The sequence below is a fragment of the Corallococcus sp. M7 genome, assembly GCF_054512695.1.
Window position 1 is genome coordinate 4683798 of the sequence record NZ_CM137252.1, and the last position, 8093, is coordinate 4691890.

Consider the following 8093-nt stretch of genomic DNA (forward strand, 5'->3'; position numbering starts at 1 on the left):
AGGAAAGTTCCAGTTGTTTCAACAGGTTGAGAGATACTGACAGAGGCTGCGAACTCTTGCCAATCGGCCCCACTCCGGCTCATAACCGATTGGTCCCTGGTTCGAATCCAGGAGGGCCCACTCCCCTTAACCCCGCCTGGCGCCTCGGGAATCTCCACTGGGACGCCGGGGCGGGGAGCTGCCTCCGCCGGGTTCCGCACCCCACCGGCGCACCATGCGGGCCGGCGATTGCCAGTGGGAGCGCCTCGGAAAGAGGCTTCTCGGCCGGTTGAAAGCTGAGTTGCTCCAGGCCCGCGCGCATGTCCTCGACGTCGAGGTGGCCGTAGACGCCTGCCGTGACGGTGGGCGAGGAATGCCCGAGGATGCGCTGCACCACCGCCAGCGGCCCCCGCGCCTTGAGCAGAAGCGTTGCCGTGGTGTGGCGCAGGTCATGGATGTGGATAGCGCGCGGCTTGGGCGAGGGCCACAGCATGAAGCCGCAGAGCCCGCCTTGTTGCAGCGGCGCACAGCGGATGAGGTCACGTGCTCGACGTGGCCGCAGCGGCGGCAGTTGTGGACCCACCCAGCTACGGGCTGAGCCCGGTTCATCGCGGACCGGAGCAGCGCGGCAAGGTCCACGTTCGGGGAGTGCATCGAGCCATTCGGGCGAGGGAACACCAGCCCCGAGGGACTCTCCCGCATCGCATGGGCCAAGTAGGGCAGCAGCTCGTGGTGGATAGGGACGACAACGGGCCCGCCCGCCCTTCGTGGTGCCCGCCCCCCAGCTCCTCGAGACGAGGATTTCCCCCCTGCTCAAGGTCTACGTCCACCTTTGGATGGAGTGCTACGAACTCACCCCGCCGCATCCCGGTATAGACGGCCGTGGCAAACAGGTACCTCCACTCGGGAGGCACCTGGGCGAGCACCGGCCCCCTCCTCGGCCTTGAGGTAAGACGAGGCGCTTGGGCACCTTGCGCCGAGGAACGGCATCCGCAGGGGACTCAAGGACTGAGCTACGGCACTTGTTGTGTCCTTGCAGGAGCGTTGCGTTCTTGCAGGAACTGCTCCAAGGCCTCTGCCCGGACCCGAACCGCATTGGAGAGGCGGATGTGGGGCAGTGTGCCCCGTTCGCACAGCCGGTACACGGCGGCCCGGCAGACCCCCAGCCGCTCCGCGACTTCCCGGACGGCCAGCAGCTGGCCAAAACCGGAGGCCCCCGACGCTACCGGGGCAGGGCCCAGCAGCAAACTAGCAGCAAAAATCTTGGGGTCCTGGGGTACTGGGTGGGACGGCTGGACAGCCCCGGCCAAAGAAACCCGAGTATTTACGATGGGTTGTGAAGGGCTGATAAGGGCTGGACGGCCCCCGGGGTTCCTTGGGGTGCAAGTGGTCGCAGGTTCAACTTGTAGGCCATGTCCAGCGCGGGTGCGTCCTCGGACACCCCCATGGCAGTGCCCACGCCGAAGGCGTCGATGGGTGCCTGATGCGCCAGCAGCCGCGCCACTGCGTCCTCGTCCAGCCCGCCGCTCGCGAGGATCCGCACGCGCTCCAGCCCCGCCGCGTCCAGCAGCGCGCGGATCTGATGCGCGAGCGACGCCAGGTCCCTCAAATCCAGCCGCACAGCTTGGACGTGGAAGTCCGGCCCGAGCTCCCTCGCGAGTGCCACCACCTTCCGCATGCCCTCGAGCGTGTCGTACATGTCCACCAGTAGCGTCGTCTCCGGGATGCGGTGGGCGTAGGCGCGGAAGGCGGCGAGCTCGTCGTCGTGCGCCTGGAGGCGGGCCCTCCCGTCGTGGCCATCATGGCCGGGTGCAACGAACGCGTCCTGTCGAACGCATGGGCAGGTGGCGAGATCGCCGCCGTCATGTGCGCCGCGGCGCTCCAAATGGAGGGGGCGCCGCCGGTGTAGGAGGGCGCCCACCTTCGGACTACCGCCGTGCTGGGCAGCATCGAGATCTTCGTGCCCCGGCATTGAGAGGTTGTCGTGCATGGCACGCCGCTGCTCGCAGGCATCGACGACAAGCGCCAACCCGAGGCCCCGGCGGAGGGCTTGCCACGCCCGAAGCTCACCATCGACGCCACGGCCGTCAGGGCTGGCATCGAGATCAAGGACGCGTGAGCTGGGAATCCCGGTCATCTCGACCGCCGGTAGGGCCTGGGCTTCCAGATGAGGCGTTCTCCTTTTCCTGGTATTTCAGAATCATCTGCAATGTTTCATTAGGTGATCATTGCGTGAAGTCCATGGTTGGCGCGAGCATGCGGTCCGCTGCTCGCCTCCTGGCGGGCGGTCGTTACCCTCAAGGAGTGTTCAGCACATGCGAATCCCCCGGACTTCCGGCCGTAGGACGCTGCTTGGAACGCTGCTGTGTACCTTTTCCCTCGTGGCCTGCGGTCCAGCCCCCGAGACCGAGTCCGCCGATAGCGCTCCCCTGGGCACGGAGCAGCAGCCCGTTGTCTACGGGACCGACAACCGCACGGACGTTTACGCGCATGCGAACGCCACGCTTCGCGCTCGCGCTCAGCAGTCCACCGTCGCGCTGATGAATCCTTCGGACTTCAACGCGACCAACCCCAACAACGTCACCTTCAACGCGTCCACGCTGCGCTCCGCGTACAACCTCTGCACCTCCGAGCGCTTCCTGGACGACCTGACCCCGGCCTTCTGCTCCGGCACGCTCATCGACGATGACCTGGTGCTCACGGCGGGCCACTGCATCACCAGCGCTTCGGCCTGCTCCAGCACGCGCTTCGTCTTCAACTTCTACCGCACCGCCGCCGGCACCATGCAGACGGTGACGACCGCGGACATCTTCTCCTGCAAGGCGATTGTCGCGCGCCAGCAGGCCACGGTGGGCGGTCGCAACCTGGACTTCGCCGTCGTCCGGTTGGATCGGCCGGCCACCCCGCGCTTCACGCCCGCTCCCATTCGCGCGGGCAATGCCGCGCTACCCGTGGGCACCAACGTGACGGTCATCGGCTCGGGCAGCGGCATTCCCTTCAAGATCGACTCGGGCGGCTCGGTGCGTGACGCGCGCGCGGGCACGCTGGATTACTTCGTGGGCACCACGGACACGTTCGGCGGCAACTCGGGCTCGGGCGTGTATGAGAACAACGGCTACACGGTGGCCGGCATCCTGGTGCGCGGCGAGGCTGACTACAAAGCCAACGGGAGCTGCAACGTCGTCAACACCTGCACGGAGACGGGCTGCCGCGGCGAGGACATCACCTACGTCCGGCCGGCCATCGACGAGTACTGCGGCGTGGCGACCAGCACGCGCCTGTGCGCGGGCTACCCGCCGCCTCCGACTCCGGTGACGTTCACTTTCACCGCCACCAACACCAACAGCGCCAACCAGAACACCGTCAACCAGAACGTCACGCTGGCCGCCGGGCAGACCCTCAAGTTCGGCACCTGCACGGTGCCGGGCGCCTCCGGCACGGGTGACACGTACCTGCGTCTGTACAACGGAACCACCCAGGTGACCTCGAACGACGACGCCTGCGGCACGCTGTCCTACGCGAGCTTCAAGGCCACGACGGCGGGTACCTACCAGATCCGCGTTGGCTGCTACTCCAGCGGGAGCTGCAGCGGCACCGTGGCGTACACCATCCAGTAGTCCCTGAAGAACCGAAGCGGGCGGTGGCGTCCGTCACCGCCCGCGCCGGCTGTTCCCGCGCCCTCACTCCCATTGCAGGAGGAGGGCCCCGTCACCTTCCAGCTCCACCCGCGTCCTGGGTGCCAGCCGGCGTCCCTCGCGGCCCAGGACTCCGCACAACCATTCGGCGTCCTGTCGCGAGGCCCGGTGCGGCCGGAGTTGGCGCAGCTGCATGGGGAGCATGCGCAGGCTGGCGAGCCGGCCGTCCGCTAGGTCCACCGACGCCAGGTACATCACGGCCAGATCAGGCCGGTAGTCCTCGTGGCCATGGATGCCCTCGTAGTCGTTCAGGAAGTCTCCGCAGCCATGGAGGATGAGGCGGCCGTGGTGGACCTCGATGCCGCGAGGGTGGTGCGAGGAATGGCCATGGACGATGTCCACGCCAGCCTCGTCGATGAGTGCATGGGCGAAGTCCCGCTGCGCCCGTGACACCGTGTAGCCCCAGTTTTCACCCCAGTGGATGGAGACGATGACGACGTCGCCTTCGCGCTTGAGGCCCGCTACCCGTTGGCCCAGGTGTCTCGCCGTAGCGGGAGACAGGTCGGGCAGCAGGTCCACGCCCGGTCTGTCACTTCTCGCCGCCCACGAGGGCGGAATGCCGCTGCTGACATCTCCGCACGAAAACACCACGACCCGCCGCCCGGCCCCTACGGCCAGGAGCGCGGGCTGCTGGGCTTCCTCCTCGTCTTCCCCCAGTCCCGCGGTGGCGATTCCCAGACGGCGGAGGGTGGACAGCGTCTGCGACAGCCCAGAGTAGCCCCAGTCCAGCACGTGGTTATTCGCCAGCGCGCAGCAGTCGATTCGGGCCGCCGTGAGACACGCGACGTTCTCCGGATGCATGCGGTAGTGGATGCCCTTGTCGGGCCACCACTGTTCGCTCGTCGTGATGCTCGTCTCCAGGTTGATGAGCCGGACGTCGGGCACGGCCTGATCCAGCGCGGCGAGCGCGTCCCCCCAGATTTCTCCGAAGCCGACGGGCTTTCGGATGGGGCCGTTGCGCTCTTCCGCCAGCGCGACGTAGGCCCGGGCATCCTTCAGGTAGGACTCATGGATGCCGGGTGGAGCAGGGTGGGGCAGTACCTGATCAATGCCCCTGCCTGTCATCACGTCGCCGCAAAGGAAGAGGGAAACCAGCCGCTTGTCTTGCTGGCCGGGCGTCATCATCGACAAAGGACGGGGTGCCCCGAGTCCTTCAGTAGGTGAGCGACTTCTTGGTCGTCACGGCATGGGCGGAGGAGATGCGCTTCTCCACCTCTTTCGCGTCGTGGCCGCGCGGGCACTTCGGTGCTCGCTCGTCGTGCTCCTTCATGGACATGAACGCGGTGAATGGCTCCTGGCACTTGCGGCAGAAGAACTCGTAGATGGGCATGGCGTGCTCCCCCTGAAGGAAGATGCGGTCCGCCACCGGCAGGTGGCAGGTCTCGAGGCGCCATCCCGCCGCCGGCGCGCCAGGTCGAGCCCGTCGTCTGGAACATTTTAGTTAATACGGAAGTGGAAACTCTGAAGCGTCGAGTCCCGACAATTCCCCGGGGCTGGTGGGAGGAATGCCACCATTCCGTTGTTTAGGATTCGTGCCCCGAGCACCTTCAACCGGAGACAGGCCCTTGATCAGCTCCCTCATCCGCCAGGTTGTCAGCACGGTCCAGACCGCGCTCACCAAGCCTCCGGTGGCTCCCCAGCCTCCGCCCACGCCCGCTCCCACCGCCGCGCCTTACTTCCAGGACGGTCTGGACGCGGCGAAGTCCAGCCCCGTGAACCTCAGCGGCTACGGGAACACGCCTTCGGCCGCGGCTGCCGCGAGTGTGGACTCGCCGCTGACGAAGGCGAGCAGCGGGGAGAAGGTCGGCCCGGAGTTCATCCACCTGGACGCCGGGTGGACTCCCCAGGGACAGGGCTACGACGCCAAGCGCGGTGAAGTGCTCACGACCTATTACAACGACGACCACCGGGTGCTCCTGTCCGTGCAGGACAAGGACTCCGGCAAGGAGACGCATCAGGCCGTGCTGGGTGGACCGCCGCCCGCGGGTCCTCCCAGCCATGGTGGCGGTGTCTCCACGGATGGTGACCATGTCTATGTCTCCGACACGGATCACATCTACGTCTACACGCGCGAGGAGATTGAGGCCGCGCAGAACGAGTGTCGCGAGGCCATGCCCTCGCAGGTCATGGATGTCCCCAAGCCTGAAGGGCTGACGGATCCGGCCACGGGCATCGGACTGGTCTCCGCTGGCAGCTACATGACCGTGAAGGATGGCTACGCGTACATTGGTGGCTACAGCAAGGACGGCGATGGCAAGGCGGGCGCCGTCTGGCGCTACGAGATCGACGAGAAGACCGGCGAGCTCATCGAGGACTCTCGCGAGGGCCCCATCCGTGCCCCGGACCGCGCGCAGGGGATGACCGTCACCGACGACGGCATCATCTTCACCACGGGCGACAAGAAGCTCATCTACCAGCCGTTCACGTCCACCGAGGACACGTTCTCGGCGGACATCGAGAAGCGGGTGGACATCGGCAACGGGCTCATCGACCCCTACGCCCAGGGCGTGAACATCATCGATGGCGAGATCTGGATCACCTACGAGAGCGGCTCGCACAAGTACCGCGACAACGTCGATGAGCCCCGTGAGCACATCCAGCGCATCCCGCTGGAGGATCTCGACCTCGCCGCGGGTTGCCTCACCGCGGAACAACTGGAGCGCTGAGCGATGACTCGGGCGGCGCGCCCCCGCACGAGTCCCGGTCAATCTGGATAGGCTTGCTTAGTGCGTGTTGTGGGATTTTATTGATTTGTCTCCCGTCCGCCGGTCAGGATGGCGGCCCTCCGGAGACGCAAAGCCATGCCGATGGATCCCCGAGCCGCAAGTTTGATGGCGCTGAAGAACTGGGCGCAGCAGCGTGAAATCGAGCCCGCGAAGATCGCGCGCCTGGTGGAGGGGTTGTCCTCGACGGAGGTTCACCGCGCGCCGCTCCAGAACCCCGTGATGATGTGCCCGGGGCTGGAGGCGAAGCCGTGGCATGACCCCCAGCGCTACGCCTTCGTCGCCGCGCTGGAGCAGGCCTTTCCCGCCATCCGCGCGGAGCTCCTGGAGCACTACGGCAGCCTGAGCACCCATCCCGAGTCGCGCATGCTCGCGGTCCGCGGCAAGTGGGACACGTTCTACTTCTTCAACACGGGCCGCCGGTTCGTGGAGAACCAGGCCTCGTGTCCCAACACCACCCGGGCGCTCGAGCACGTGCCGGGCATCGAGGTGGCGGGCATGGCCTACTACTCCGTCATGGCCCCGGGGACGCAGGTGAAACCGCACTGCGGCTTCACCAACACCCGCATCCGCTGCCACCTGGGGCTCGTCGTTCCCCCGGACTGCGAGATGCGTGTCGGCAGCGAGACGCGCGGTTGGGAAGAGGGCCGCTGCATCGTGTTCGACGACTCCTTCGAGCACGAAGTCCGCAACGACTCTGATCGGTTCCGGGCCGTCCTCCTCGTGGACACCTGGCATCCGGACCTCACCGAGGTCGAGCGTCAGGCGCTCACGTTCCTCATGGCGTCCTGGCAGGCCTTCCTCAACTGAGCAGGGCCCGGCGCCGCGCTCACGCGGTCTGGCGCAGGCCCGGCATGCGGTTGGCCACAAGGAAGAGCGGGTCGATGCTCCGCACCCGCTCCTCCTGCGGCAGGGTGCGCAGCTGCCGGGTGACCAGGTGCAGCTCCGTGCAGCCCGCGATGAAGCCGTCCACGTCGTGGGTGCGGACCAGCCGCTCACACAGCGCGGTCGCCTCGGTGGCGTCCCCGTGCTTCTTGAGCCGGTAGATGACCTCGTGGAGCTCCGCCTGCTCCTCGGGCGTGGTCCAGTGCAGGTGCGGCTCCGCCTCGCGCCAACGCTCGTTGCGCTCGAAGACGCGCGCGGTGCGCGTGCCCTGGCTGGAGAGGATGAGCCAGCGCTTGCCGGACGCGATCACCTCGTCGAGCACCATGTCCACGAGCGAGACGGTGAGCTCACGCAGCGCCGGTGAGACGTATCCCAGGAAGTGGTGCATCGTGACACATGCGATCACGATGCGCTGTGCGCCGAGAGAACGCAGGCGGCTCATGACACCTTCGAGCCACCGCACGACCGCCGTCTCCTCGCCTCGCAGAATGGCCTGCGTGCGGTCCGGCACGTTCGGGTAGGACAAAAGGATGCAAGCCGGCCCCTCCTGCTCCAACTCGAAGGGGTTCTCCTCGTAGATCGTCTTCAGGAACTCCGCGGAGGCCAGCGGCCCGAGGCCGCCGACGATGCCCAGCAGTTCCCTCGGAGCGGGGACCCCCTCAACGTCCCAGGCCGGAGTCCGGATGGGCTGAACTGGCGCGATGTCCAAGGAGTGGCTCACGGGAGATCCAAGCTGGCGTGTTTTACAATATTTCCAAGATAAAAGCACCTGATAAACAGGATTGGCCGTTCTCACGCCCGAAAGTGCTCC

General features: G+C 66.7%; 10 protein-coding genes. 4 read left to right on the plus strand and 6 right to left on the minus strand.

Going from position 1 to position 8093, the window contains the following annotated elements; genetic code table 11:
- Positions 1-79: 79 nt before the first annotated feature.
- From ACX114_RS18955 to ACX114_RS18965, 3 genes are all read right to left on the minus strand, one after another.
- On the minus strand, positions 80-472 hold the full coding sequence (locus tag ACX114_RS18955) for a tyrosine-type recombinase/integrase (RefSeq protein ID WP_459299686.1): 393 nt from the start codon (positions 470-472) through the stop codon (positions 80-82).
- Positions 473-992: 520 nt separating this feature from the next.
- Positions 993-1289 carry a helix-turn-helix domain-containing protein gene (locus ACX114_RS18960; protein WP_459299688.1) on the minus strand — a complete coding sequence of 99 codons (297 nt, stop codon included), beginning with the start codon at positions 1287-1289 and terminating at the stop codon, positions 993-995.
- 14 nt (positions 1290-1303) lie between these two features.
- Positions 1304-1969, minus strand: coding sequence for a hypothetical protein (locus ACX114_RS18965; protein WP_459299690.1), 666 nt, complete (start codon positions 1967-1969; stop codon positions 1304-1306).
- Here ACX114_RS18965 and ACX114_RS18970 point away from each other — a divergent pair.
- Positions 1964-2098, plus strand: coding sequence for a hypothetical protein (locus ACX114_RS18970; protein ID WP_459299692.1), 135 nt, complete (start codon positions 1964-1966; stop codon positions 2096-2098). The two genes, ACX114_RS18965 and ACX114_RS18970, sit on opposite strands and share 6 nt — an antisense overlap.
- A 196-nt stretch (positions 2099-2294) precedes the next feature.
- Positions 2295-3596, plus strand: a complete 1302-nt coding sequence (locus ACX114_RS18975; protein ID WP_459299694.1) for a trypsin-like peptidase domain-containing protein — start codon at positions 2295-2297, stop codon at positions 3594-3596.
- Positions 3597-3659: 63 nt separating this feature from the next.
- Here the strand turns inward: ACX114_RS18975 and ACX114_RS18980 are convergent, their stop codons facing one another.
- Both ACX114_RS18980 and ACX114_RS18985 read right to left on the minus strand, forming a co-directional pair.
- Positions 3660-4799, minus strand: a complete 1140-nt coding sequence (locus ACX114_RS18980; RefSeq protein WP_459299696.1) for a CapA family protein — start codon at positions 4797-4799, stop codon at positions 3660-3662.
- A gap of 28 nt (positions 4800-4827) precedes the next feature.
- Positions 4828-5004: an FmdB family zinc ribbon protein gene (locus ACX114_RS18985; RefSeq protein WP_014397215.1), complete on the minus strand. Its 177-nt coding sequence runs from the start codon at positions 5002-5004 to the stop codon at positions 4828-4830.
- 235 nt (positions 5005-5239) lie between these two features.
- On the opposite strand from ACX114_RS18985, the gene ACX114_RS18990 reads away from it, so the two are divergent.
- Together ACX114_RS18990 and ACX114_RS18995 are read left to right on the plus strand one after the other, a co-directional pair.
- Complete coding sequence (locus ACX114_RS18990) at positions 5240-6340, plus strand: hypothetical protein (RefSeq protein ID WP_459299699.1); 1101 nt, start codon at positions 5240-5242, stop codon at positions 6338-6340.
- A 135-nt stretch (positions 6341-6475) separates the two neighbouring features.
- Complete coding sequence (locus ACX114_RS18995; protein ID WP_459299701.1) at positions 6476-7207, plus strand: aspartyl/asparaginyl beta-hydroxylase domain-containing protein; 732 nt, start codon at positions 6476-6478, stop codon at positions 7205-7207.
- 19 nt (positions 7208-7226) lie between these two features.
- Here the strand turns inward: ACX114_RS18995 and ACX114_RS19000 are convergent, their stop codons facing one another.
- Entirely contained in the window at positions 7227-8003 is a 777-nt protein-coding gene (locus tag ACX114_RS19000) for an aspartate/glutamate racemase family protein (RefSeq protein WP_459299703.1), read from the minus strand.
- Positions 8004-8093: the final 90 nt, after the last annotated feature.